At 42.4% G+C, this 24,961-nt stretch carries 23 protein-coding genes and 1 pseudogene; 20 read left to right on the forward strand and 4 right to left on the reverse strand.

Translation table 11 applies throughout. From position 1 onward, the window contains the following. Window positions 1–224 precede the first annotated feature (224 nt). From ACKVDP_RS10945 to ACKVDP_RS10985, 9 genes are read left to right on the forward strand one after another with little or no spacing between them, the layout of a single operon-like run. Window positions 225–551, forward strand: coding sequence for a hypothetical protein (locus ACKVDP_RS10945; protein WP_409228898.1), 327 nt, complete (start codon window positions 225–227; stop codon window positions 549–551). 9 nt (window positions 552–560) lie between these two features. Further along, window positions 561–1,616 carry a V-type ATPase subunit gene (locus tag ACKVDP_RS10950; RefSeq protein WP_409228899.1) on the forward strand — a complete coding sequence of 352 codons (1,056 nt, stop codon included), beginning with the start codon at window positions 561–563 and terminating at the stop codon, window positions 1,614–1,616. Beyond that, window positions 1,616–3,565 carry a V-type ATP synthase subunit I gene (locus tag ACKVDP_RS10955; protein WP_409228900.1) on the forward strand — a complete coding sequence of 650 codons (1,950 nt, stop codon included), beginning with the start codon at window positions 1,616–1,618 and terminating at the stop codon, window positions 3,563–3,565. The genes ACKVDP_RS10950 and ACKVDP_RS10955 overlap by 1 nt, the downstream gene beginning before the upstream one ends. Window positions 3,566–3,587: 22 nt before the next feature. Beyond that, window positions 3,588–4,019 carry an ATP synthase subunit C gene (locus tag ACKVDP_RS10960; RefSeq protein ID WP_409228901.1) on the forward strand — a complete coding sequence of 144 codons (432 nt, stop codon included), beginning with the start codon at window positions 3,588–3,590 and terminating at the stop codon, window positions 4,017–4,019. A gap of 2 nt (window positions 4,020–4,021) precedes the next feature. Then, window positions 4,022–4,327: a V-type ATP synthase subunit F gene (locus ACKVDP_RS10965; RefSeq protein ID WP_409228902.1), complete on the forward strand. Its 306-nt coding sequence runs from the start codon at window positions 4,022–4,024 to the stop codon at window positions 4,325–4,327. A gap of 11 nt (window positions 4,328–4,338) precedes the next feature. Then, the gene (locus ACKVDP_RS10970) at window positions 4,339–4,968 is read left to right on the forward strand and encodes a V-type ATP synthase subunit E (RefSeq protein WP_409228903.1); all 630 of its coding nucleotides are present in this window, start codon (window positions 4,339–4,341) and stop codon (window positions 4,966–4,968) included. Then, window positions 4,961–6,733 carry a V-type ATP synthase subunit A gene (locus tag ACKVDP_RS10975; protein ID WP_409228904.1) on the forward strand — a complete coding sequence of 591 codons (1,773 nt, stop codon included), beginning with the start codon at window positions 4,961–4,963 and terminating at the stop codon, window positions 6,731–6,733. Before ACKVDP_RS10970 ends, ACKVDP_RS10975 begins: the two co-directional genes overlap by 8 nt. An 11-nt stretch (window positions 6,734–6,744) precedes the next feature. Beyond that, on the forward strand, window positions 6,745–8,118 hold the full coding sequence (locus ACKVDP_RS10980; protein ID WP_409228905.1) for a V-type ATP synthase subunit B: 1,374 nt from the start codon (window positions 6,745–6,747) through the stop codon (window positions 8,116–8,118). 9 nt (window positions 8,119–8,127) lie between these two features. Further along, window positions 8,128–8,760, forward strand: a complete 633-nt coding sequence (locus tag ACKVDP_RS10985; RefSeq protein WP_409228906.1) for a V-type ATP synthase subunit D — start codon at window positions 8,128–8,130, stop codon at window positions 8,758–8,760. Between the two features lie 24 nt (window positions 8,761–8,784). Here the strand turns inward: ACKVDP_RS10985 and ACKVDP_RS10990 are convergent, their stop codons facing one another. From ACKVDP_RS10990 to ACKVDP_RS11005, 4 genes are all read right to left on the reverse strand, one after another. Beyond that, window positions 8,785–10,239, reverse strand: a complete 1,455-nt coding sequence (locus ACKVDP_RS10990; protein WP_409228907.1) for a nicotinate phosphoribosyltransferase — start codon at window positions 10,237–10,239, stop codon at window positions 8,785–8,787. An 882-nt stretch (window positions 10,240–11,121) separates the two neighbouring features. Beyond that, a complete protein-coding gene (locus ACKVDP_RS10995) occupies window positions 11,122–11,379 on the reverse strand; it encodes a FeoC-like transcriptional regulator (RefSeq protein WP_409228908.1) in 258 nt (85 codons plus the stop codon). Between the two features lie 12 nt (window positions 11,380–11,391). Continuing rightward, complete coding sequence (gene feoB / locus ACKVDP_RS11000) at window positions 11,392–13,377, reverse strand: ferrous iron transport protein B (protein ID WP_409228909.1); 1,986 nt, start codon at window positions 13,375–13,377, stop codon at window positions 11,392–11,394. 45 nt (window positions 13,378–13,422) lie between these two features. Next, a complete protein-coding gene (locus tag ACKVDP_RS11005; protein ID WP_409228910.1) occupies window positions 13,423–13,641 on the reverse strand; it encodes a FeoA family protein in 219 nt (72 codons plus the stop codon). Between the two features lie 402 nt (window positions 13,642–14,043). On the opposite strand from ACKVDP_RS11005, the gene ACKVDP_RS11010 reads away from it, so the two are divergent. The 11 genes and pseudogenes from ACKVDP_RS11010 to ACKVDP_RS11050 all read left to right on the forward strand — a co-directional run bounded on the left by ACKVDP_RS11010 (window position 14,044) and on the right by ACKVDP_RS11050 (window position 24,820). Beyond that, a complete protein-coding gene (locus tag ACKVDP_RS11010) occupies window positions 14,044–16,383 on the forward strand; it encodes an ABC transporter substrate-binding protein (RefSeq protein ID WP_409228911.1) in 2,340 nt (779 codons plus the stop codon). Between the two features lie 118 nt (window positions 16,384–16,501). Then, window positions 16,502–17,488, forward strand: a complete 987-nt coding sequence (locus ACKVDP_RS11015; RefSeq protein ID WP_409228912.1) for an ABC transporter permease — start codon at window positions 16,502–16,504, stop codon at window positions 17,486–17,488. Window positions 17,489–17,503: 15 nt separating this feature from the next. After that, the gene (locus ACKVDP_RS11020) at window positions 17,504–19,279 is read left to right on the forward strand and encodes an ABC transporter permease (RefSeq protein WP_409228913.1); all 1,776 of its coding nucleotides are present in this window, start codon (window positions 17,504–17,506) and stop codon (window positions 19,277–19,279) included. 7 nt (window positions 19,280–19,286) lie between these two features. Then, window positions 19,287–20,507: an ABC transporter ATP-binding protein gene (locus ACKVDP_RS11025; protein WP_458306242.1), complete on the forward strand. Its 1,221-nt coding sequence runs from the start codon at window positions 19,287–19,289 to the stop codon at window positions 20,505–20,507. Then, the gene (locus ACKVDP_RS11030) at window positions 20,500–21,504 is read left to right on the forward strand and encodes an ABC transporter ATP-binding protein (protein ID WP_458306243.1); all 1,005 of its coding nucleotides are present in this window, start codon (window positions 20,500–20,502) and stop codon (window positions 21,502–21,504) included. The genes ACKVDP_RS11025 and ACKVDP_RS11030 overlap by 8 nt, the downstream gene beginning before the upstream one ends. Before the next feature lie 14 nt (window positions 21,505–21,518). Continuing rightward, a complete protein-coding gene (locus ACKVDP_RS11035) occupies window positions 21,519–21,779 on the forward strand; it encodes a hypothetical protein (protein WP_409228914.1) in 261 nt (86 codons plus the stop codon). 169 nt (window positions 21,780–21,948) lie between these two features. Then, complete coding sequence (locus ACKVDP_RS13830) at window positions 21,949–22,197, forward strand: cation transporter (RefSeq protein WP_458306244.1); 249 nt, start codon at window positions 21,949–21,951, stop codon at window positions 22,195–22,197. 15 nt (window positions 22,198–22,212) lie between these two features. After that, a pseudogene (locus ACKVDP_RS13835) lies at window positions 22,213–22,344 on the forward strand (cation transporter); the annotation flags it as partial. A gap of 156 nt (window positions 22,345–22,500) precedes the next feature. Next, window positions 22,501–24,315, forward strand: a complete 1,815-nt coding sequence (locus ACKVDP_RS11040; RefSeq protein ID WP_458306245.1) for a copper-translocating P-type ATPase — start codon at window positions 22,501–22,503, stop codon at window positions 24,313–24,315. Between the two features lie 16 nt (window positions 24,316–24,331). Then, a complete protein-coding gene (locus tag ACKVDP_RS11045) occupies window positions 24,332–24,538 on the forward strand; it encodes a heavy-metal-associated domain-containing protein (RefSeq protein WP_409228916.1) in 207 nt (68 codons plus the stop codon). 12 nt (window positions 24,539–24,550) lie between these two features. Next, complete coding sequence (locus ACKVDP_RS11050) at window positions 24,551–24,820, forward strand: metal-sensing transcriptional repressor (RefSeq protein ID WP_409228917.1); 270 nt, start codon at window positions 24,551–24,553, stop codon at window positions 24,818–24,820. The last annotated feature ends 141 nt before the right edge of the window (window positions 24,821–24,961 follow it).

The raw sequence follows: 24,961 nt of genomic DNA on the forward strand, positions 1-24,961 counted from the left end.
TTTTCTGGGACTTTAGTCACAGTAAAATGTTAAGAATTTGTAACAAGTGAGAAAAAAGGAGATATCTGAAGAAAAAAGGAGTAATATAAAGATAAGTCAATACGATAGACAATTAACAAACAAAACCTAAAGGAATCGACTGTTTTCAGGCTAAATTGATATATGCCCAAATTGTTTTAAATTTTTAAAGGAGTATAATTATATAGGTTAAGGAGTGATAAGAGATGAATGAAATCACAAAAAAAATCATCGACCTGGACAGGGAGACCATCAATCTTCGGAAAAAATACGAGGATTTATTGAGGAAAAAGAAAATGGAAGGTCTTGATAAAGTTCAGGAGCTTGAGCAGGAGCTTTTAAAAACCTATGCGGAGGAGGGAGAAAAAGCCTATCAGGAAACACTTAAAGAGACCGATGGTCATACTGAAAAGATCGGAAAGATCGAAGTTGAGTGCATCTCGAATATGACCGACATTGACAAGGTTTATTATGACTCAAAGAAGGAGCTTGTTGACAGCCTGTGGGAAGAAATACTACAAGTTGAGGAATAGAGGGATATAATGGGGAATGAAAGACGATTTTCAGCAATAAATACAAAAATTAGGGTAATGCGCTCCAGATTCCTCAAAGATGATGACTACATAATCCTTATGGAAAGGGAAAAGGTTGAAGACCAGATCAAGTATCTGAAGGAGAATACTGTTTATGGAGAACATCTTCAGGACATGGAAACCTTGGATGACATTCAGCATGTTGAGCTTCAGCTTGACAGATTCCTGGTGATGCAGTTCAAGAAGATAGTAAAGTATTTTTCAGATGATTACGAAAAGCTTTTCAAGGCACTGATGTTCAGATACGAAACAGAAGACCTAAAGCTTTACCTAAGGGCCCTGGCAAGAGGTGAGGATCTGGAGAAATCGGTTAAAATCAGTGTGGTAAGAAGTACATACTACAGCTTTTCCTATGACAAGATAAAGACTGCCAAGTCCTTGGATGACTTTATTGAAAAGCTTAAGGGGACAAAGTTTTATGATGTCCTTTACCCTTACAGGCACGAGGCTTATTCAAAGCTATTGTTCTATATGGAGATGAATCTGGACAGACTTTATTTCAGTCACTTAAGTGAAGCTGCGCAGAAGCTGTCAAGGAGAGACAGGGAAATTTTCAATGAGCTCCTTGGTGAGAACATTGACCTATTGAATATCGAGTGGATTTACAGAGGCCTTAAATTCTACAGTCTGCTGCCTGAAGAGCTTATCAACTACACTTTGCCAAACGGCAGATATTTTGAGTATAAGGACCTGAAGGACCTTTGCTATGGAGATATCGAACACCTTAAGGAAGTTGTATCTGGAACCAAGTATAAGGAGTTGGTCAACGAGGATAGGGATATTGACCTGTATATGGAGATCAGAATCCAAAGACATCTATATGATAAGTTCAAGAATTCCTTTACGAGGGGTAAACTTGATATTTCAATATCTATAGCCTATATACATCTTCTAGAATTTGAAATACGAGATATCATATCCATACTGGAGGCAAAAAAATATGGATTGTCCTACTTTGAAACAAAGGATTATTTAGTAAGGACTATAAAAGGAAGTGGTGAATAATGTCCGTTGAGAAAATGACGATGATGAATATCATCGGTAAAGTCGACGAGGTTGACGGAGTTCTTAAAGATCTCCTGAAAACAAAGAAAGTCGATTTGGTGTCAGCTCTCAAGCAAATTGAGGAGAACAATTTTCTATTTGATGTAAGCGATGAGAACGTTGACAGACTGATTGATCTAAACTACATAACCTCCTATGAAAAAGACGAGAAGTTTGAGGAAGTCGTCAAAAAAGGAGAAGAATTAGAATCAATCCTAAATCTTGAGTTTGATAGGGCTGCAATCGATACTGATGCACCAATGATGAAGAAGGAAGTAATCATCAGTGAGATCGAGCAGATTTATCATGAAGTACAAGAACCGAAGGCAATGATTCATGCCTTGGAAAAAGAAGTGGATTATCTTGAAAACTTCCATGCCAACAGCTTCAAGGAGGTTCAGGACTTTCCTGTAACTATTGAAGAGTTGAGAAACATGGAGTATTTCAGCTTTAAAATGGGAATCCTTTCAAAGGAAGACCGTTACAAGCTAAAGAAAAATTATGAGAACATTCTTGCCATACTTCTTCACACAGGTACAAGTGTTGATGGAGAGGTATATTTTGTGCTGTACCCATCCAAGCTTGAGGAAGAGATGAAAAGAATCCTTAGATCCCTTAATTTCAGGGAGATCATTATCCCCAAGGAGTATTCAGGGACGCCTCAAGAAATCAGAGAGAAGCTCGAAAGAAACAAGGAGAGATTACACTCTGAAATACAGGGACAGGAAAATATACTTGAGGAAATTAAGAGCCGACACAAGGATAGGATAAAGCAACTGATAGATCAGCTATGGCTTACATCAAGACTGGATGATATAAAGAGAAATGTTGCAATATCAAAGAAGTATTTCTATCTATCTGGATGGATTGCTGAATCAGATGTTGCTGAGATGAAAAGGGTACTTGGTGGTCATGAAGACATGCTTTCAATGTTCAAGGGTGACACAAGTGAAAAGCCACCCACGAAACTTAAGAACAATTGGTTCTTTGAACCCTTTCAATGGCTGGTCAACCTTTACGGAACTCCTGCCTACAACGAGCTAGACCCAACACCATTCGTTGGATTATCCTATATGCTGTTCTGGGGAATAATGTTTGGAGATCTTGGTCAGGGTGCTGTTTTAGTATTGGGAGGTATTTGGCTTGGAAAGAAGATGAAGCTTTTTGGAGGACTCCTTACAAGACTTGGAATATCATCAATGATTTTCGGGACATTGTACGGTGCGGTATTTGGAATTGAGACCTTGATACCGGCATTATGGATGAAGCCCTTTGAGAACATAAACGATATTCTTATGGTAGCAATATTTGCAGGGATTGGAATACTACTTGTCTCATATGTTTACGGAATTATAAATGCATACAAGAGACACGACATTGAAGAGGGATTGTTTGGCAAGGAAGGTGTGGCAGGAGTAATACTTTATCTTATGCTTCTGGCAATTGTAGGAGGATCTCTGCTTGGCATTCAGATAATCCCAATGCCATTGGGAGTTGCAATCGCCGTTGTGGCACTTCTTGGAATCGTCTTCAGATTGCCATTGACACATATGATAGAAAAGAAAAAACCCCTTCACGGAGATGATGTAGGTGGCTATTATGTGGAATCGATATTTTCCCTTATTGAGACCTTTCTGGCTATGTTAAGTGGAACAATTTCATTTATTAGGGTTGGAGCATTTGCCCTTACCCACGTGGGACTTTTCCTTGCATTTGAAACCATAGGACATATGTCTGGGACCACCATGGGGGCAATAATCGCCATGGTAGTGGGAAATATATTCGTACTGGGTCTAGAGGGTCTGATTGTATTCATTCAGGGAATGAGACTTCAATATTATGAATTGTTCAGTAGATATTACAAGGGAGACGGTCAGGAGTTCAAACCTGTAAGTCTTGAAAATAATTAATTACATTTTAGGAGGAGATTATATGTCATTTGTTTTGATATCAACAACATTACTAGTTTTACTTACAATAGGAACGGGAATTTTCATGATGTACAACCAGATGGAGGGCGGAAAAAACAGACTTAAGAAGATTTTAAGAACCAACCTGTTTATCTTTTTACCACTTCTTATAATCGCAGTGATCGTAATGGTTCCACATGGAATCAATGCAGCTGAAACTGAGGCAGCAGGACTGTCATCAGCAGCAGGATTAGGATTCATATCAGCGGCTCTTGCGACAGGTATAGCTACACTTGGAGCAGGTTATGCGGTTGCCGTTGTTGGTTCAGCAGCTCTTGGAGCAGTATCAGAGGATGCATCACTTCTTGGTAAGACGCTTATATTCGTAGGTCTTGCAGAGGGTATTGCAATATATGGTCTTATAGTATCAATCATGATTCTTGGTAGGTTATAAATATGAAATCCATCCTGATCAGCGATAACAAGGATACAATCATTGGTATGAGACTGGCCAGCATAGATGGAGTTCTGGCCCAGACAAGGGAGGATATCCTCCTTCGCTTCAATGAGGCCGTGGAGGATGAGACAATCGGTATAATAATTGTAACAGAGAACATATTCGATAAAATTACAGATCAAGTACTGGAGCTTAAACGAAGTGGAAGCAAGCAGTTGGTTGTTACAATACCAGATAGGACTGGCCTTAAGGATAAAAACTTTATTATGAGACATATTAAAGAATCCATAGGCATTAAAATTTAGGTGGTGAACTTATGATAACAGTTGAGGAAAAACTTGATATTTTCCATAAGATTGTTTACAGGGACGAGGAAGAGAAATTTCTTAGCGCCCTTAGAGAATTGGAAGAAGCCAATGAAAGGCTTCTGGAGAACAAGAGAAAAGAACTGGAGCAGCAAAGAGGTGAAATAATCCGAAGAAAGAAGAATCAAGCCAGGATTGAAAGAAATGAAATAAGGTCCAAAGAGCTTGAGGATACAAAGGCAAGGCTTCGTGCAAAGAGAAAGGAACTGGAAATTGATCTTGTGGATGCCATTGTAAAGAGGGCAAAGGAATATGTCACAACAAGAGAATATGGCGAGTACCTTTGCCATAACCTTGATAGGCATCTTAAGGAGTTTGAGGACGACGAGCTTGTACTGATACTTAGGGAAAATGACAAGCTGATATCAGAAAACTGTATCAAGGGCCTCAAAACTGCAACGGGAAAAACCTTCATCGTTCAGACCATGAGTGAGGATATGATCGGAGGATTTATTATCAGTGACAAGAATAGGACTTTCAACATTGACCATACACTGAGAACCTTGATCAAGGGAAAAGAATACCTGATTGGCAAGAGGCTTTGCCAAACGCTTGAAGGGGTAGGTGATTTGGATGGATAATCTTATTGGAGAAATACAGATGATAAATGGTCCTGTAATTCTTGGAAAGAATATGACGGGATTCAAGATGAGAGAGATGGTTACCGTCGGTAAGAAGAAGCTTATAGGTGAGGTAATATCAATAGATGGTGATTTTGGAACTGTTCAGGTATACGAGGAAACGGAGGGACTTAAGAGAGGCGAGGCTATAGTTTCCACTGGAAAACCCCTATCACTTAAGCTGGGACCTGGGATGCTTGGGAACATGTTTGACGGAATCCAGAGACCTCTGAAGAAAATCAGAGATGATCACGGTAGTTTTATCCCGGAGGGAATAGGACTTCTTTCAATTGATGAAGAGATGCTTTGGGATGTTGAATTCCTGGTTTCAGAGGGGGACTATGTTAAACAGGGGCAGGTTTTCGGGAAGGTTGAGGAAACTCCCTTGATAACACATAAACTGCTTATACCCGCAGGAGTTGAAGGAAAGGTAACCTTCAGGACTGCACCAGGGAAATACAATATAAACGAAGTGCTTCTTAAGGTAACTGATCTGGATGGAGAAAAACACGATGTTAAAATGCACCAGGAATGGCCTGTAAGGGTTCAGAGACCTGTTGAGAAAAGACTGCAGATTGACAAGCTTTTGGTTACAGGGCAGAGGGTACTTGACATTTTCTTCCCTATTGCAAAGGGAGGTACAGCCGCAATCCCAGGAGGATTCGGTACCGGAAAGACAATGACACAGCATCAGCTTGCAAAGTGGTCAGATGCAGACATAATAGTATACGTAGGTTGTGGAGAGAGGGGTAACGAAATGACGGAGGTTCTTGAGGACTTCCCCAAGCTTATTGACCCAAAATCCAACAGACCAATAATGGAAAGAACAGTATTGATTGCAAATACATCAAACATGCCTGTTGCAGCCAGAGAGGCATCCATATACACTGGAATAACTATGGCTGAATATTTCAGGGATATGGGTTATAACGTCGCAATAATGGCAGACTCAACATCCAGGTGGGCGGAGGCACTTAGGGAGATTTCAGGACGTCTGGAGGAAATGCCTGCAGAGGAAGGATATCCTGCATATCTTCCATCAAGACTTGCACAGTTCTATGAAAGAGCTGGATATGTAAAGACTTTGTCAGGGGAGGAAGGTTCAGTTACAATAATCGGAGCCGTATCCCCTGCAGGTGGAGACTTTTCAGAACCAGTAACAGAGAATACCAAGAGATTTGTAAATGTATTCCTGGGTCTGGACAGGGAGCTTGCCTATTCAAGGCACTACCCGGCCATCAACTGGCTCAACTCATATAGTGGATACAGTGAAATGATCAAAAAGTTCTACGAAAAGGAGCTAGATGAGGACATTGAAGGAATAAGAAACAGGATGCTCAATCTTCTCTTTGACGAGAGCAGGCTATTGGAAATAGTGCTTCTGGTAGGTGAGGACGTACTGCCTGATGACCAGAGGCTCATCCTTGAGATTGCAAGGGTTCTAAAGATAGGATTCCTTCAGCAGAATGCATTCCACAAGGACGATACCTATGTTCCTTTGAAGAAGCAGCTTGAGATGCTGAAGACCATAGAGCTACTCTACGAAAGAGGACTTAAGGCCATCAAGATGGGAATACCTATATCAAGGGTAAGGGATTCTGAGCTCTATGAAGATGTAATCAAAATCAAATACACCATATCAAATGACGAGATCGAGAAGTTACAGGGAATGAATACAAGAATAAATGATTTCTACAACCAGTTGGAATCAGAGTATTCGGCATAGTGGGTGATTAGATGAAGAGAGAATATTTAAAATTAGATAGAGTTAAGGGAGCTCTTATTGAGCTTTCAAAGATTCATTCAGTAGGATATGGTGAGATTGTTGAAATAACCGACCGATATGGAAAAACAATGGTCGGACGTGTAATAAAGATCGATGGTGATGATGTTGTAGTACAGGTATTCGGAGCAACAATGGGAATTTCTGTTGAAAACACCAAGGTAAGTTTCCAGGGCAAGGCCTTTGAGATACCTCTTTCCAAGAGTATAATGGGAAGAACCTTCAATGGCATAGGTCAGCCCATAGATGGTGGAGGAGATATTTACTCAGAAAACACCTACAATGTAAACGGTAGACCCTTGAATCCGGTTTCGAGGGAGTACCCAAGAAACTACATTCAAACGGGCATATCATCAATAGACGGCTTGACAACACTGATAAGAGGTCAGAAGCTTCCGATATTTTCGGGAGCGGGTCTGCCACACAATGAATTGGCTGCTCAGATTGTACGTCAGGCAAAAATTCAGTCAAAGGAGGGGGACAACAACTTCTCCATTGTGTTTGCAGCAATAGGCGTAAAGCATGACGAGGCATTCTTCTTTGAGGAAGCTTTCAAGAAGGCAGGAGTGCAGGAAAAGGTAGTAATGTATGTAAACTATGCTGATGACCCCATCATGGAGAGGATCATAGCTCCAAGATGTGCCCTGACTGCAGCTGAGTACCTTGCTTACGAGGAAAATCAGCACGTGCTTGTAATCATGACGGACATAACAAGCTATGGGGAGGCCCTTAGAGAGGTATCATCACTAAGGGAAGAGGTACCAAGTAGAAGGGGTTACCCTGGATATTTGTACTCAGATCTGGCAGCCCTTTACGAAAGAGCTGGAATGATTCATGAGGTGGAAGGATCAGTAACTCTGATACCAATACTTACAATGCCAAATGATGATATAACCCATCCGATACCTGACCTTACGGGATATATCACGGAGGGACAGGTTGTATTGGAAAGGGCTCTTGACCAGAAGGGAATCTATCCTCCAATAAATGTATTGCCATCATTGTCACGTCTTATGAAGGACGGCATAGGTGAGGGCTTTACCAGGGAAGACCATCCTGATGTGTCCAACCAGCTATTTTCAGCCTATTCAAAGGTTCAGGAAATCAGAGCTCTTGCTCAGATAGTTGGAGAAGAGGACCTATCGGATAAGGACAAAAAGTACATGAAGTTTGGAGATGCCTTTGAGAAGAGATTCGTAACTCAAAGCTTTACAGAGAACAGGGACATGGGAGATACATTGGACTTGGCTTGGCAATTGCTTAAGCTTCTCCCTAAAGAAGAACTTGACCGACTTAATCCGGAACTTATTGAAAAGTATATGAAATAGGGTGAGACAATGGCTGTTTATAAAATAACTCCAACCAAGGCCAATCTTATAAAGTCCAAGAATTCCCTTAAGTTTGCTCAAAAGGGATATGAACTTCTGGATAAGAAGAGAACAGTCCTTATAAGGGAAATGATGGCTTTGATTGATGTTGCCAGTGAACTTCAAGACAGGATTGACAAGACCTTTGCACAAGCCTATGAAGCATTGAAGCTTGCAAACATAACCATGGGTTCCGAGTATGTGGAGGAGCTTGCCCAGTCCCTTGCAAAGGAAAGGGACTACCAGGTTCTTTTCAAGTCTGTCATGGGTGTTGAGGTTCCCAGAATCCGAATAGAGGATGTACCCTTTACTACGGAGTATGGTTTCTTTAGAACCAACCCCGCTTTTGACAAGGCTGCCATACAGTTTGGGGAGATAAGAAGGTTGATCTATCAGCTGGCTGAGGTTGAGAACTCGGTGTATAAGCTGGCAATGGAGATAAAGAAGACGCAGAAGAGGGCGAATGCCCTTGACAAGATACAGATTCCAAGATATCAATCAACAATAAAGTATATTGATGAGGTTCTTCAGGAAAAGGAAAGAGAGGACTTCTTCAGACTCAAAAGAGTCAAGGGAAAGACAAAACCAAAGAAGAAAGTATAAAGAGGAAGCCACCTGGCTTCCTCTTTATTTATGACTAACAAGCATTTTATCCTTTATATTCCAAAGCTCCTGTGACAGGTCCACAAAGTATTCATGGGGTCTTTCAAATCTCTTTACCTCGTCCCAAAGATTCCCGATTTCAGATTTGCAGAAATCCCTTATTTCATGTACATCAGGTCCCTCATAAACACTCTTGCCCTTGTCAAACAACTGAACAAGAAGAGGCCTTGTATAGTAATCCGTAAGGGTTTTACGCTTCCAGGTGAACAGCGGGTGGAAGATTTCATATGGACCATCCTCAGGGACCTTCTCGTCATGGAGAGTTATGACATCAGCCATGGGGGTATGGGTTTTTCTGTCATAAAATCTATAGATCTGTTTAAATCCGGGTGTAGTGATTTTCTCTACATTGTTGCTGATTTTTATCTTTGGTTCCAGTACTCCGTCCTTTTCAATGGCTACAAGCTTGTATACACCACCGAAAATCGGTTCGGACTTGGCAGTGATAAGTCTCTCTCCAACTCCGAAGGCATCAATCTTAGCCCCCTGGGTAATCAGGTCCTTTATTACAAATTCATCCAGACTGCTGGATGCCATAATTTGAACATCATGGTAGCCTGCTTCATCAAGCATTGCTCTGGCTTCCTTGGAAAGATATGCAATGTCACCACTGTCGATCCTTATGCCCTTTGGCCTGAATCCTCTTGGAACCACTTCTTCGTCAAAGACCTTGATGGCATTGGGTATTCCTGTTTTTAGGGTGTTGTAGGTATCCACAAGCAATGTACAGCTTCCAGGATAGGTCTTTGCATAGGCCCTAAAGGCCTCAAGCTCTGTAGGGAACATCTGAACCCAGCTGTGAGCCATTGTTCCAAGTGCCGGTATGCCAAAATCCCTATCAACAATCGTACTTGAGGTTCCAATGCAGCCACCTATATATGCAGCTCTTGCCCCCTGGATTGCTCCATTGTAGCCCTGAGCCCTTCTTGATCCAAATTCAATTACGCTTCTTCCGTCTGCAGCACGCACTATTCGGCTGGCCTTGGTTGCTATAAGGGATTGGTGGTTTATGGTAAGGAGAATCATGGTCTCAACTAGCTGAGCCTGAATAACCGGTCCCCTGACTATTACAAGCGGCTCTCTCGGGAATATGGGAGTTCCCTCCGGAATTGCCCAGACATCACATACAAACCTGAAGTTCGCCAGGTAATCAAGGAATTTTTCACTAAAGATCTCCTTGCTTCTAAAGTATTCAATATCCTCCTTGTCAAAGCTCAAGGTCTTGAGATAGTCTATGAGTTGCTCCACACCAGCCATTATTGCATATCCTCCGTCGTCGGGTATGGATCTAAAAAACATGTCGAAGTAAGCGATGGTGTCATTCATGCCGTTCTCCAAATAACCGTTTGCCATGGTGAACTCATAGTAGTCTGCCAGCATGGTCAGGTTTTTCTTGTCGGTCCAATCAAATTTATCCATGGTTCCTCTCCTTTTTTTGTGTATTATGTACATTATAGCAAGTTTTCAGTAAATTTTGGAGGTTTTAATCAAAACTTTCAATATAATGGGAAAAGAGCAAAAAATAAGAAAGGTTCATCCTTTTTCATGGGGATAAACCTTTCATTTTAAATAGGACTCTGAATAACCGCTCCAACATGAACTTTTTGGTTCAATCACTTATCCTTAAACACTCCTTAATTTAAGTTACAGAGGATTAAACTCTAATCTTATAACCTAATAAGTTATTTAGTTGTTACACTTCCATAACCCTTAAGGTTACTTTTTTGTGGTTTATCGGGATACCACAAATCCCTGCTACAGGTACTTCTTTTACTGCAATTTTACTACTTTACTACTTTCTACTCTTCTTTTACCATCATACTTGCTTAAACTACATAAACCTGGAATTCTACAACGGTAATACTTTAATAGGTGTAGCAACTTACATCTAAAACTTTCTACATCTTAAACTTGTTCTACAGTACTATCTTTTCTTACATTGCCAACTTCCTACAGCTTGTTTCATTTAGCTTCTACAACAGTAACTTCTAAATAGGTGTAGCTTTGAATTCAGATTTTACCTGAATCCTTTATCAATACTTTGCATTGTTACTTGAATCTTTCCAGGTTCAATAAACTTCTACAACTTATTGATTGAATTTTAGTTGGATGCAGTTATCAAAGTCCTATGAAACCATAATATCAACTTTGCTTCATTGAAGCAGTGAGTTAATATATGATTTGTAATTATATTATACCCACATATATTTTTCTAAACACAAAAAATAAAAAAAGTTTACATAAAAAAAGCAGGGAGTCAATAAAACGGCTCTTTCTGCTTATTTATAGGTCAAAATTTCTTTAAGAATTTATTTTGCGCTCTCCCTTTTCGGTGATGCTCAGCATTTTTAGGGGAATTGTATTGCAGCTTGAGACTGAACATCCTGAACACTTTGTCTCACAGGTGGGGGATCCAAGATCTTCATCCAAGTATCCCATTCTCACCAAGGTCTTTATCATGTCCTCCAGAACATCCTCGGATACCTCCAGATTCTTGGCAATTTGTTGTCTTGAATAAACATTCGCTTCCTTGATTTCCTTCAATACTTCCTTAAGCATTTCATATCCTCCTTAAAAGCCCATCAATGAACCTATCTGATAAACCAGAACTGCCAGTGACCAGGCCAGAACAAATGGATATATTGCCATAAAAGCAGCCCATTTGTAAGAGTTTGTCTCTTTTTTTACGGTGGCAATAACCGCTGCACATGGCGTATAAAGAAGTGTCATTACCAGGAAGGACACTGCAGAAAGTGTAGTGAAGGAGTCCCTGATTGCATTAACAAGCTCAGAGCCCTCACTGACTCCAGCATATACCATTCCAAGCACAGCTACAACAGCCTCCTTGGCTGCTATACCGGCAAAGAGACTTACGGATGCCTGCCATGTACCAAAACCTGCCGGGGCAAATAGAGGTGCAATAAATTGACCTACCCTACCTAGGATGCTTTCCTGGGAGTAAGGCTCAACACCCATTGGAAGCACCGACATAACCCACAGAAGTGCAACAACTGCAAATATTACCGTTCCTGCCCTCTTGACAAAATCCCAAACCTTTTCCCACATATCCCTTAAAACACTTGTTGGAGAGGGCAGCCTGTAGGGTGGCAGTTCCATAATGAAATGAGAGGATTCTCCCTTAAAGAGGGTTTTGCTGAAAAGCTTACCCATCAGAAGAGCCATTCCTATTCCAAGAGCATAGATTATAAAAAGAACAAGTCCACCATTGTTTGGAAAGAAGGCAGCTATGAACACAAGGTAGATCGGCAGTCTCGCCCCGCATGACATAAAGGGGTTGATAAGTATTGCAATCATCCTGTCCTTTTTGTTTTCCAGTGTTCTTGTTGCCATTATTCCTGGCACATTGCATCCAAAGCCGACTATCATTGATATGAAGGTCTTTCCATGAAGTCCAACGGCACGCATTATTCCATCCATGATATATGCTGCTCTTGACATGTATCCAGTGTCTTCAAGTATCGCAAGGAAGAAGTAGAGGACCATTATCAGGGGTACGAATACCAACACGGCACCCACACCACCTACAAATCCCTCAATGACAAATGAGACCAACCAATCTGGAGATCCCACTGACACCAGCCAGCCTTCCACAAACTCTCCAAAAATCTCAATCGCAGTTTCCACATAGCCTCCCAGAATATCGGATCCAACAACAAAGGTAAGCTGGAACACCAGATACATTATAAGTCCAAAAATTGGCAGACCGAACAACCTACTTGTAAGGATCCTGTCTATCTTATCTGTGGCGGTGACTATTTCTTCAGCTGGTTTGACTACACATTTTTTGGTGATTCCGTTTACGTATGCATATCTTTTGTCCACAATATCCAGCTCGTAATCCACATTATCAGCTTGAAGTGATTTCAGATGAGTCTTGACCTGATCCATTTTCTCCACAATGGAGAGCATCTCCTGGTCTCCCTCCAGCAGCTTCAGTGCAGTCCAATCGTCGGGATAAGGAAGGGACTCATCCTTAAGCAGATCACGGATTTTTGAAATTTCTTCATCTATTTCCTTGCCGTAGGTAAAAACAATTTTTCTTGGTTCTTGATTCATGGCCTTTAGGGTTCCATCAATAAGCTCCTGGATGCCCTTTTTCTTGGCGGCAACAGTTGATATGACAGGTACTCCAAGTGCTTCTGAAAGGTCCTTTGTGGATATCATGATCTGCTTGGATTCGGCCTCGTCCATCATATTCAAGGCCACAACAACATTAGCACCCATTTCCAGAAGCTGTGTAGTCAGATAGAGGTTCCTCTCAAGATTTGTTGCATCCACAACATTGATTACAACATCCGGATTGCCTTTTACGATAAAGTCCCTTGCCACAAGCTCATCCTCTGAATAAGCACCAAGGCTGTATGTACCGGGAAGGTCAACTACATTATAAAGGGCTCCCTTGTGCTTAAAGGAGCCTTCTTTTTTTTCTACAGTCACTCCCGGCCAGTTTCCCACATGCTGGTTCGAGCCGGTAAGCACATTAAACAAGGTGGTCTTCCCGCTATTGGGATTTCCCACCAATGCTATATTTTGCATAAATTGCGTCCTCCTCGATGAAATCTATTATCAATCAAAATTAAACTATTCCTTCTCCACCACGATATGTGAAGCAAGGCCTCTTCCAATGGCAAGCTTGGAGCCTGACATGGACACAATTATTGGACCGAAATCATTCTTTACCATTTTAAGCTCAGCTCCGCTGTTAAGACCCAGTTCATAAAGTCTTTTTCTGGCATAGCCTCCGCCCATAACCTGTTTAATTCTGCACTTGTCATTCTTTTTTACTCCTGAAAGTACCATAGTGCAATTCAACACCTTTCTATGTAAATTAATGGAATATCTTGATAACTATTATCAATTATAGAATAATACATTTCCTACATAATTGCAAGGTTTTTTTCTCCACAAGCCTTGGACTTATGATAATTTTCACCGGGTGCTCAGGGAAGTATTATGCATGGACAGTAAAGTGAGTTACTCAGAAGGGAAAACAAGACAAAAAGGCATTAAAAAATGTTATAATTTGAACATTTCAGAAAATAAAACCATAACACATACCTTCGTGCGTTAAATTAGTAGTACCAAATTGACGAAAAACATGGTAAAATTTATAAAAGATTACCAATATTTACAATTTATGCCCTTGGGTATTTTGGTAAGGTACCTGATCCCACCGGCAAATACTACTTAAGGAGGAAGATCATGAAAAGAGTATTGTTATTCATGCTTGCAATGATAATGGCTTTGTCAGTACTTGCAGGCTGTGCACCAAAGGAAGAAGCGGAAGCACCGGTGGGGACAGAGTTGCAGGAGCCTGCTGGAGAGGTGAATGACACGCCGTTGGTAGTTGGGTATGCTGCATTTAGCCAGAAATTCAGTCCATTCTTTGCCACAACAGCATATGACATGGATGCTGTAACCCTAACTCAGGTGGCTCTTTTGCAGACTGACAGGGTAGGCGGAATTGTTTACAATTCTATTGACGGAGAGACAATAAGCTATGAGGGCACAGATTATGATTACAATGGAATTGCTGATGTAAAGGTTGATTACGACGAGGCCGCAGACATTACCACCTACAACATCAAAATACGGGATGACGTAATGTTCAGTGATGGCGAGGTCATGGATGCAGATGACATAATCTTCAACTACTATGTCTATTCAGACCCATCATATACAGGGTCAACCACCCTTTATTCATTCCCGATACTGGGGATGGTGAATTACAGGGAAAACAACTCAATGGCAGAGGAATTGGCAGTTACTCCCGAGGAGCTATCAGCAGCCATGGACAACCCAACTGGAGAAATGAGCCAGTTTATTGAGTCCTTTGTAGCCGGTGTCCTAACTGATGAACTTGATTGGGTCAAGAGCCTTTATGGTGATCCTGGCTATGCGACCTATACAGACCAGTACACTGAAGCCAAGGATCTATTGGCATTCTTCTATGGACTTGATGAAGACTACGATTCAACAACCGTTGAGAGCGAAGACCAGGTGCTTGCTGATATAATTGAACAATATGGAGATGACTGGAAGACTCTTGGTGCAAACTATGGAGGAAGCGAATCATACTTCGCAGGGGATGTTGAGGGCGAGGTAGCCACAATACTCCTGAGAGAAAAGCTTGCAGCATCAGACGGTACAGAGGTAAACAGCATTGAGGGTATAAAGAAGCTTAGCCAGACTGAGGTTGAAGTAAAAACCAGGGGATTCGATGCCTCTGCAGTCTATACCATAGCAGGAATTCAAGTTGCTCCAATGCACTATTATGGAAGCGAAGACATGTATGACTATGACAACGAAATGTATGGATTCACAAGGGGAGACCTTAGTGGAATTGAAAGCAAGACCTCTGCTCCGATGGGAGCCGGCCCATACAAGTTCGTTGAATACAAGGATAAGATCGTATACTATGAAGCGAATGAGAACTACTACAAGGGAGAACCAAAAACCAAGTATCTTCAGTTGAAGGAAACAACTGACGGTGAAATGATTGCAGGTGTTGGAACAGGTGTAATTGACCTGGCCAATCCATCAGGATCAAAGGCTAAGTTTGATGAACTGAAGTCCTACAACTCAAATGGGGAAGCTGTAGGGGACAAGATTGTTGCCAATTCAGTCAATAACCTTGGCTATGGATATATCGGAATAAATGCCAACACAGTAAATGTTAAGGGAGAACCCGCATCTGAAGCAAGCAAGAATCTGAGAAAAGGCTTTGCAACAATATTTGCAGTTCATAGAGATGTTGCAATTGATAGCTACTACGGAGATGCAGCTTCTGTAATCAACTACCCGATATCCAATACATCATGGGCAGCTCCTCAGAAGTCAGATTCAGGCTATGAAATTGCCTTCTCCAAAGATGTAGACGGAAATCCAATATATACAGAAAATATGGTTGCAGATGATAAATACGATGCAGCTGTTGAAGCTGCTAAGGGATACTTCGTTGCAGCAGGCTACACCTTTGACGAGGCATCTGGAAAGTTCACAGCTGCACCTGATGGAGCAAGTATGGAGTATGAGGTTATAGTTCCGGCTGATGGAGTCGGTGATCACCCTGCATTTGCAATACTTGCAGATTCAAAGACAAGCTTGGAAAAATTGGGAATTACGCTTACAATAAATGACCCGGCAGATGCGAATGTACTTTGGGATACACTGGATGCCAATACACATGAAATGTGGACTGCAGCATGGGGATCCACAATCGATCCAGATATGTATCAGGTTTACCACAGCTCAAATGGAAAGGGTCTTGGTGGAACAGACAGCAACAACTACAATATAGCAGATCCGGATTTGGACAAGGCAATTCTTGATGCCAGAAAGAGTGCCGACCAGGAATACAGAAAAGGAATATACAAGCAGGCTCTTGATATAGTCCTTGACTGGGGAGTTGAAATACCAACATATCAGAGACAGAATCTTGTTATCTTCAGTCCTGAGAGAATAAACATGGATACTGTAACCCCTGATATTACAACCTACTGGGTGTGGATGAACGATCTGGAAACACTAGAGATGAAATAGCAAGTAAGATACTTTCAAAAGCCCGCTATTGTGCGGGCTTTTGGATTTTAACTAAGGATTCATGCTGGTATTAGTATCTAGACGTTATTAAAAGAATATACTAAAAGAGGGATACTCAATGCGAAAATACATACTTAAGAGACTATTGATTTCTGTTGTCCTTTTGTTTTTTGTTTCACTTATAATCTACACCCTGATGAGAAGCATACCCACATCCTATGTTGAGTCCCAGGCAAGGATTCTTTCCTCAAGACCTGGGTCAAAATCCTACAGTGAGTGGTTGGCACAATTGAACCAGGCATATGGTCTGGATATTGGAATAATTCCGGGGTTTTTCAAATGGCTTTCTAACGCAATCAGAGGAAACTTTGGGGATTCCTGGGCCTTTAGCGTGCCCGTAACCCAGAAATTTTCAGAGGTCATCTGGGACTCCTTCATTCTTGGATCGATCGCATTTGTGCTGCAGGTGATGATTTCAATACCATTGGGAATTTTGGCCGCAAGGAAGCAATATAGCAAGACGGATTATGCCGTCACAGTGGTTGCTCTTCTTGGCATTTCATTGCCCACCTTCTTTTTTGCAACAGTGCTCAAGCTTATATTCTCAGTAGGGCTGGGATGGTTTGACCTGTATGGAAAGGTGGGACGAAACTACATGCAGTTGGATCCAATGGGTCAATTTCTGGATGTGGCTTCCCACTTTGTACTTCCAATAATGACCCTGACAATCATAGGAATAGGAAGCCTTATGAGATACACCAGAACAAACATGCTGGAGGTCCTGAATTCAGACTTCATAAGGACGGCAAGGGCAAAGGGTCTATCTGAAAAGAGGGTTATAAACTTCCACGCCTTTAGGAACACCCTGATACCAATAGTTACAATTCTTGGGGGATCCCTGCCAGGTCTTTTCGCAGGAGCCCTGATAACTGAAACCCTTTTCCAAATTCCTGGTATAGGCTACACAGGCTATCTGGCAATGGTTAGTGGGGACATTCCATTCACCATGTTCTACATGGTGTTTCTGGCGGTCCTAACCCTTTTGGGAACCCTTATAGCAGATATTCTTTATGCAGTTGTAGACCCAAGGGTCAGAATTAGTTGATGGAGGTGATGTGACATGACAGATAGCAGCAATGAGTTGACTAAGAAAAAAGAGGAGCTTAAAGATAAGGGCCACATCAGCAGCTCCAGGGAACTTGGGGATGAGCAGAGGGTAAGGGTCCTTTCACCGGGGATGCTTGTTGTAAAAAGGTTTATCAGGAACAGGCTTGCAATAATAGGTCTTGTAATAATATCATTCATGTTCTTGTTTTCATTTCTTGGGGGTATTTTAAGTCCGTATGATGAGACTCAGGTTTTCAAGCATATTGGGACCATGTCAAAGGAATACGCAAGCGTAACCCACAATGAGGTGTATAGGTTCACTGGAGTACAGGATTCAAACTACACCGGTGCTGCCCATTCACAGTTTGTTCTGGCAAGAAATGCCGGAAGGGATTCTTTTTCACATGGTGAAGATGAGTACTACATTTCAGAGGAGGCCAATGACCTGTATAGGGTGTTTACATCCATACCAATTGCAACAATTCTTAATTTTCGTGGGGTGATGTCTGTTAATCCAATGGAGGGGGAATCCATTCCCCCTGAGCTTGAAGCAACAGCTAAATTGACACTTGACAACAGAGAAGCTCAATTCCTTCTTGAGGGAGAAGTGTACACCATAAGACAAAGTGGACGGGAGTACATACTGGGTAGGACAGAGCCTGTTGCTGTGGAGTCAAAGTATATAATTGATCCTGCAGAGGCAGATGCAGATATAGACTATGAATTCGCTTATGAGTCTGAAATAGCCTTTAGAGCTGGAAATGTCGATTCCTTTGAAGCTGGAGGAATCAAATATCAGATTGAGAGGGAAGAAAATCTGGGGGTCATATATAGGGAAGACGGTGGAAATATGGAGGAATATGCAATAATTTCAAGGCTTTCAATTCAGCCAATTTCTCAGGACGTGTTTCTGACTGTGGATTTCAAGAAAGCCTTGAGCAATGCAATTGAAAACAGGGAAAGGTCCTTCCTGTTTCCTGATCTCCAAGGAAATGAGAAAGAGTATGAGCTATCAAGACTTAATAATGTTTATACAGTAAAGACAGAAACGGAAACACACCTGATATCCATACATGAACAACCCTCATGGGAGCATTGGCTGGGAACGGACAAGCATGGAATGGATGTCCTTACAAGACTGATGTATGGAGGAAGAATCTCCCTTACAATAGGCTTTATTGTAGTCCTACTGGAGTCCATTCTTGGAATCATCATGGGAGGTCTAGCCGGGTATTTCGGGAAATGGGTTGACATGTTAATAATGCGTATAGTTGACGTGTTCAACTGCATACCCTTCCTCCCGCTTCTGATCATACTTGGAGCGGTGATGGACCAGCTTGAGGTTGCACCTCAGCTTAGAATATACTTTCTGATGCTAATACTTGGTCTAATGAGCTGGCCAGGTATAGCAAGAATGGTAAGGGGACAGATTCTCTCCCTTAGGGAGCAGGAGTTCATGCTGGCAGCTGAAGCAACTGGAATTTCCGTTTCCAGAAGAATTTTCAAGCACCTGATACCAAATGTCATTCCTCAGCTTATAGTGTTTGCAACAATGGGACTTGGCAGTGTAATACTTTATGAATCAACCCTGAGCTTCCTGGGTCTAGGTGTAAAATTCCCTCTTGCATCATGGGGAAACATAATAAGCGGTGTATCCACAGCCTATGAGATGACCAACTTCTGGTTTGTCTGGATACCGGCCGGGATGCTGATTCTCCTTACTGTATTGGGCTTTAACTTTGTCGGCGATGGACTCAGGGATGCATTTGACCCCAAGATGAAACGGTAGGTGAGACATGGACAAGAACAAGGGATTTTTTGATAGATTCAAAAGCATAGGAAGAGGATTAGGTAAATATAACGGCAAAAACATACCTAAGAGTGTCAATTACCTGTCTGCCAAGGAGCTTAGGATTATTTCAAAGGAAAACAGAAAAATCACCGAGGAGCTTGAACTCAAAAGAAATAGGGTTGGAGTTTCCGAGTCTGAGTATCGGACAACAATGAAGAATCCTGACAATATACTTGAAATAGAAAACCTCCACACCTACTTCTTTACAGACATTGGAGTTGTAAAGGCGGTTGATGGAGTTTCCTTCAATGTTCCCAAGGGAAAGACGGTTGGTGTTGTAGGTGAGTCAGGATGTGGGAAATCAGTGACTTCACTATCAATAATGCATCTTGTGCAAAGACCTCAGGGTCAGATTGTGGAGGGTGAAATAAGATTTGACTCAGGGGATATGATCTATGACATTGCAAAGACTCCCACTGACAGAATGCAAAAGCTTAGGGGAAACCAGATTTCCATGATATTTCAGGAGCCCATGACAAGCCTTAACCCGGTTTTCAAGGTGGGTATGCAGATTGATGAGGTAATTGAGCTCCACAATAGCCACATGACAAAGGATCAGGTTAGACAACGGACATTAGAGATGATAGAGATGGTTGGCATAGCAGATTCGGGAGGAGTATATGAAATGTATCCCCATGAGCTGTCGGGAGGGATGAGACAGAGGGCGATGATAGCCATGGCACTTGCATGCAGTCCCAAACTGATAATTGCCGATGAACCCACAACAGCCCTGGATGTAACAATACAGGCCCAGATCATGGACCTTTTAAGGACCTTGAAGGACCAAATAAACAGCAGCATCATGCTTATCACCCATGACCTTGGTGTAATTGCTGAAATGGCAGATTATGTGGTTGTAATGTACGCAGGAAGGGTTGTAGAGCAGGGAAGTGCAAGGGATATATTCTACAATCCACTTCATCCTTATACTGTTGGTCTCATGGCCTCAAAGCCAGGAAAGGACAAGAAGGTTGAAAGGCTTTACAGCATCCCGGGTTCGGTGCCAAATCCCATAGACATGCCAAATTACTGCTATTTCAAGGATAGGTGTGACAGAGCATTTGAAGCCTGCGAAGGAGAGTATCCTCCGACATTTTCAATAAGCGAAACACATAGGGTAGCCTGCTACCACTACGCAAACGGAGGAGGTGGGATCCGTGACTGAAGCCGGATTGGCAGCAAGAATGCCATTTGAAAGCAGAGATGATATAATCCAGGTTAGGGACCTTAAAAAATACTATCCCATATCAGGAGGCCTGCTATCAAGGGTTAAGGGATATGTAAAGGCTGTTGACGATGTCAGCTTTAACATCAGAAAAGGATCGACCATGGGACTTGTAGGTGAGTCAGGCTGCGGAAAGACCACTATCGGGAAGACCATCCTGAGGCTGACCGACAAAACAGAGGGCTCGGTTAAATTTGACGGAATTGAGATTCACGACCTTAACAAGCAGGACCTCAGGGCCCTTAGACCAAGGATACAGATAATATTCCAGGACCCTTACTCCAGCCTTTCACCCAGAATGCCTGTTGGAGAGATAATTGGGGAGGCTGTAAGGGAAAGAAAATTGGTGCCCCCTGAAGAATTTGACGATTATATAACAAAGATAATGGAAGATTGTGGTCTTCAGGAATACCACAAGGACAGGTATCCCCACGAATTTTCTGGAGGTCAGAGACAGAGGATCTGTATTGCAAGGGCACTTGCCCTTAACCCGGATTTCATTGTTTGCGACGAACCTGTGTCGGCACTGGATGTATCAATACAGGCACAGATCATAAATCTTTTGAAGGACCTTCAGGAAAAGTACAACCTTACATATCTTTTTATCTCCCATGACCTTTCAGTTGTAGAGCACATATCAGATACTGTTGGGGTAATGTATTTGGGAAACCTTGTGGAGTACTCCAAGAAGGAGACTGTTTTCAGCAATCCATTGCATCCATACACAAAAGCCCTTTTTAGTGCCATACCTGTGCAGGATCCGGATGCAAAAGGAGAGAGGATAATACTTGAGGGAAGCATTCCATCCCCTTCAAATCCACCTTCGGGCTGCAAGTTTCACACAAGGTGCAGCTACTGCATGGATGTGTGCAGGGAGATCATGCCAGAGATGAAGATGGTGGAGGAAGGTCATGAGGTAGCCTGTCACCTTTACTAAAGGAGAAGATTAAAATGAACGGGAAAAATGATTTTAATGATGACCAAAGAGTTGTTGCACCCATGAATATAGAAGGTGCCCCCTGGTTTGTAAGGAGCAGGGATGAAAGCAAGAAGGATACAGGAATATTCATGGGTGAAATGGAAGACCTTAAGGGGAAGGACCTCTTCAGACTGATGAGCTATGCTGTTTTTGCAGGACTTTCAGTTGCAATGGTATTCATAGTCGCATATTTTCTGTTCATAATGTTTGCACTAAATGTTTGGTTTAAATGAAACCAAAATTATATTTGTGAAGAGCCAAGGACGCTTCCATCATCTGGAGGTGTCTTTTTCGTAGGAAGTGGGGTTAGCCACTATTTTGGTTTGACAATTGTCAGTATGCATGCTATCATTTACTTACACACAGACCCCCGGGGAGGGGGTGTAAAGAAAGGATGATACCATGGCAAACAAAAGGCTAACGGTGGATGTTGTGGGAATGACCTGTGCCGCATGCTCGGCAAGGATTGAAAAGTCTCTGTCAAAGCTTGAGGGAATTGACAAGGCCAATGTAAACCTATCCACCAACAAGGCTACAGTAAGTTACGATGACGAAAAACTCCACAAGGGTGATATAGTAAAGACCATTGAGAAGGCGGGATATCAGGTTCCGCCTGAGAAACGAACACTTCTGGTAGAAGGAATGACATGAAGTTCCTGTTCAGCAAGGGTGGAGAAAGCCCTAAACAAACTGGAAGGAGTCACTTCAGCAAATGTTAATCTGTCAACCAACAAGGCGGTTGTGGAGTTCCCATCCGGCATCTTGGAGGATTCACAGATTATTGCAGCCATAGAGAAGGCTGGCTACAAGGCTGAAATTGAAAGGGATGCATCCTCTGACAGGGAGAAGGAACTGAGGGAAAAGGAAATCAAATCCCTGAAGAGGTCCTTTATAATCTCTGCCATATTAACCTTGCCCCTATTCTCGGCCATGTTCTTTCATATGGCAGGTCAGATGAATATCCTGACAAACGGATATTTTCAGTGGGCACTGGCAACGCCTGTACAGTTCCTTATTGGTGCCAGGTTCTACAAGGGGGCCTACAAGTCCCTAAGGGGTGGAGGAGCAAATATGGATGTTCTTATTGCAATGGGAACCTCCGCAGCATACTTCTACAGTGTATACAACATATTCGCAGGAGTTCATGAGTACTACTTTGAGGCATCTGCAGTAATAATTACCCTGATCCTTCTAGGAAAGACCTTTGAGGCGGTCGCAAAGGGCAAGACCTCCGAAGCGATCAAGAAGCTTATGGGTCTTCAGCCCAAGACGGCAAGGGTTCTCAAGGATGGTGAAGAGAAGGAGATCCCCATTGAGAATCTGCAGATCGGGGATGTAATAATCGTCAAGCCAGGAGAGAGGGTACCGGTTGACGGTGTTATAGTTCAAGGAAGCTCATCCCTTGATGAATCAATGATCACAGGTGAAAGCATACCTGTTGACAAGGGAGAGGGAGACCAGGTGGTAGGTGCCACAATAAACAAGTTTGGATCCTTCAGGTTTGAGGCACAAAAAATCGGAAAGGACACTGTGCTGTCACAGATTATAAAGCTAGTTGAGGACGCGCAGGGCTCCAAGGCTCCTGTTCAAAGACTTGCAGACAAGATATCCGGGATATTTGTACCTGTTGTCATAGTGATTGCCTTGATCACCTTCCTGGCCTTCAACTTTATTGACAGTTTCAATACAGGACTGATAAATGCGGTGGCAATACTTGTAATAGCATGTCCCTGCGCCTTGGGACTTGCCACTCCAACCGCCATCATGGTTGGTACCGGAAAGGGAGCGGAAAACGGAATCCTGATAAAGTCAGGAGAGCATCTTGAAAGAGCCCATAAGATGGATTCAATAATATTCGACAAGACTGGAACAATAACAAAAGGAAAGCCTGATGTAACAGATATAGCAAGCTTTGGCGAAGACCGGGATGAGATCTTAAGGATAGCGGCTTCAGTGGAGAAGACCTCGGAGCATCCCCTTGGAGAGGCAATTGTAAAGAAGGCTGAAGAAGAGGGATTGGCCTTAAGTGAAGCTGACAGCTTCTCTGCTGTTCCAGGAAAGGGCTTGAAGGCAATCTTTGAAGGTAAGGATGTTCTAATCGGAAACAGGAAGCTGATGCTTGAGAACCATATTGATATTTCAGATAAGGAAAAGGATATTGAGAAGCTTGAAAGGGAAGGAAAGACAGCAATGCTCCTTTCGGTTGCCGGGAAGCTTGCAGGGATAATAGCTGTTGCTGACGGAATCAAGGAAACCTCCCATGCAGCAATCAAGGAGCTTCAGAGCATGGGCCTAAAGGTGTTCATGATAACTGGGGACAACGAAAGGACAGCAAGGGCAATAGGGGCCCAGGTTGGAATAGATAATATTCTCGCGGATGTTCTTCCCGAGGACAAGGCTACTGAGGTGGAGAAACTTAAGTCCCAAGGGATGCATGTGGGGATGGTTGGAGATGGAATAAACGATGCTCCGGCACTTGCAGCGGCAGATGTGGGATTTGCAATTGGAACTGGTACGGATGTGGCCATGGAGGCAGCAGACATAACCCTTATGAGAGGAGATCTTGGGGGTATTGTGACCGCCATGAGACTGAGTCACAAAACCATGAAGACCATAAAGCAGAACCTTTTCTGGGCCTTCTTCTACAATACCCTTGGAATACCATTTGCGGCCCTTGGATTCCTTAATCCCATGGTTGCTGGAGCTGCAATGGCATTCAGTTCAGTATCAGTTGTATCAAACTCGTTAAGACTAAGAAATTTCAAATAAATAGGAGGAGATAATAATGAAAAAAACAATGATGGTGGAAGGCATGAGCTGTGGACATTGTGAAATGGCAGTAAAGAACTCTTTGAAGGAAGTTGAGGGAGTTCAGGAGGTGCAGGTTGACCTGGCAACAGGTAAGGTGGAAGTTCAGGGAGATAACCTGTTGGACAAGCTTCTGATGGAGGCGGTTGACGAAGCAGGCTACTCGGTAAAAGAGATTGGATAGGAGGAAGCCAAGGTGAACCAGGGGAAGGAAACAGCACTTAAAAAGCTTAGAACCGTTAGGGGACAGGTAGATGGAATAATCAGGATGATAGAAGAGGACAGGTATTGCGTTGACATTTCAACTCAGATACTTTCCATAATCGGTCTCTTGAAAAAGGCCAACATAGATGTACTGAACGGTCACATCAGAACCTGTGTGGCGGATGCCATCCTGGAAGGTGAGGAGCAGGGAGAGGAAAAGATAGACGAGATAATCAACATAATTGATAAGTATATTAAGTAAATCAAGCCCTGCCGGGGAAAGCAATTCCGGCAGGGTTAATTTTTTTGTGTTGACAGGGTATAATAATATTGTAATTCTTACAGAAATTTAATATAATATAATCAACAAAGGTCAAAGAAGGTCAAATAAATATTGAACCAT

This window comes from Gudongella ferriphila, from assembly GCF_046224405.1.
Lineage (GTDB): Bacteria > Bacillota > Clostridia > Tissierellales > Tissierellaceae > Gudongella.

Bases quoted from the DNA above. Each gene is read 5' to 3' on its own strand.
- ACKVDP_RS10945 (WP_409228898.1), top strand. From the start codon at position 225: ATGAATGAAATCACAAAAAAAATCATCGACCTGGACAGGGAGACCATC.
- ACKVDP_RS10960 (WP_409228901.1), top strand. From the start codon at position 3,588: ATGTCATTTGTTTTGATATCAACAACATTACTAGTTTTACTTACAATA.
- ACKVDP_RS11015 (WP_409228912.1), top strand. From the start codon at position 16,502: ATGCGAAAATACATACTTAAGAGACTATTGATTTCTGTTGTCCTTTTG.
- ACKVDP_RS11045 (WP_409228916.1), top strand. From the start codon at position 24,332: ATGAAAAAAACAATGATGGTGGAAGGCATGAGCTGTGGACATTGTGAA.
- feoB (WP_409228909.1), bottom strand. From the start codon at position 13,377: ATGCAAAATATAGCATTGGTGGGAAATCCCAATAGCGGGAAGACCACC.
- ACKVDP_RS11040 (WP_458306245.1), top strand. From the start codon at position 22,501: ATGAATATCCTGACAAACGGATATTTTCAGTGGGCACTGGCAACGCCT.
- ACKVDP_RS11025 (WP_458306242.1), top strand. From the start codon at position 19,287: ATGGACAAGAACAAGGGATTTTTTGATAGATTCAAAAGCATAGGAAGA.
- ACKVDP_RS10985 (WP_409228906.1), top strand. From the start codon at position 8,128: ATGGCTGTTTATAAAATAACTCCAACCAAGGCCAATCTTATAAAGTCC.
- ACKVDP_RS10955 (WP_409228900.1), top strand. From the start codon at position 1,616: ATGTCCGTTGAGAAAATGACGATGATGAATATCATCGGTAAAGTCGAC.
- ACKVDP_RS11005 (WP_409228910.1), bottom strand. From the start codon at position 13,641: ATGGTACTTTCAGGAGTAAAAAAGAATGACAAGTGCAGAATTAAACAG.
- ACKVDP_RS10950 (WP_409228899.1), top strand. From the start codon at position 561: ATGGGGAATGAAAGACGATTTTCAGCAATAAATACAAAAATTAGGGTA.
- ACKVDP_RS11020 (WP_409228913.1), top strand. From the start codon at position 17,504: ATGACAGATAGCAGCAATGAGTTGACTAAGAAAAAAGAGGAGCTTAAA.
- ACKVDP_RS10965 (WP_409228902.1), top strand. From the start codon at position 4,022: ATGAAATCCATCCTGATCAGCGATAACAAGGATACAATCATTGGTATG.
- ACKVDP_RS10990 (WP_409228907.1), bottom strand. From the start codon at position 10,239: ATGGATAAATTTGATTGGACCGACAAGAAAAACCTGACCATGCTGGCA.
- ACKVDP_RS11010 (WP_409228911.1), top strand. From the start codon at position 14,044: ATGAAAAGAGTATTGTTATTCATGCTTGCAATGATAATGGCTTTGTCA.
- ACKVDP_RS10975 (WP_409228904.1), top strand. From the start codon at position 4,961: ATGGATAATCTTATTGGAGAAATACAGATGATAAATGGTCCTGTAATT.
- ACKVDP_RS10970 (WP_409228903.1), top strand. From the start codon at position 4,339: ATGATAACAGTTGAGGAAAAACTTGATATTTTCCATAAGATTGTTTAC.
- ACKVDP_RS10980 (WP_409228905.1), top strand. From the start codon at position 6,745: ATGAAGAGAGAATATTTAAAATTAGATAGAGTTAAGGGAGCTCTTATT.
- ACKVDP_RS13830 (WP_458306244.1), top strand. From the start codon at position 21,949: ATGGCAAACAAAAGGCTAACGGTGGATGTTGTGGGAATGACCTGTGCC.
- ACKVDP_RS10995 (WP_409228908.1), bottom strand. From the start codon at position 11,379: ATGCTTAAGGAAGTATTGAAGGAAATCAAGGAAGCGAATGTTTATTCA.
- ACKVDP_RS11035 (WP_409228914.1), top strand. From the start codon at position 21,519: ATGAACGGGAAAAATGATTTTAATGATGACCAAAGAGTTGTTGCACCC.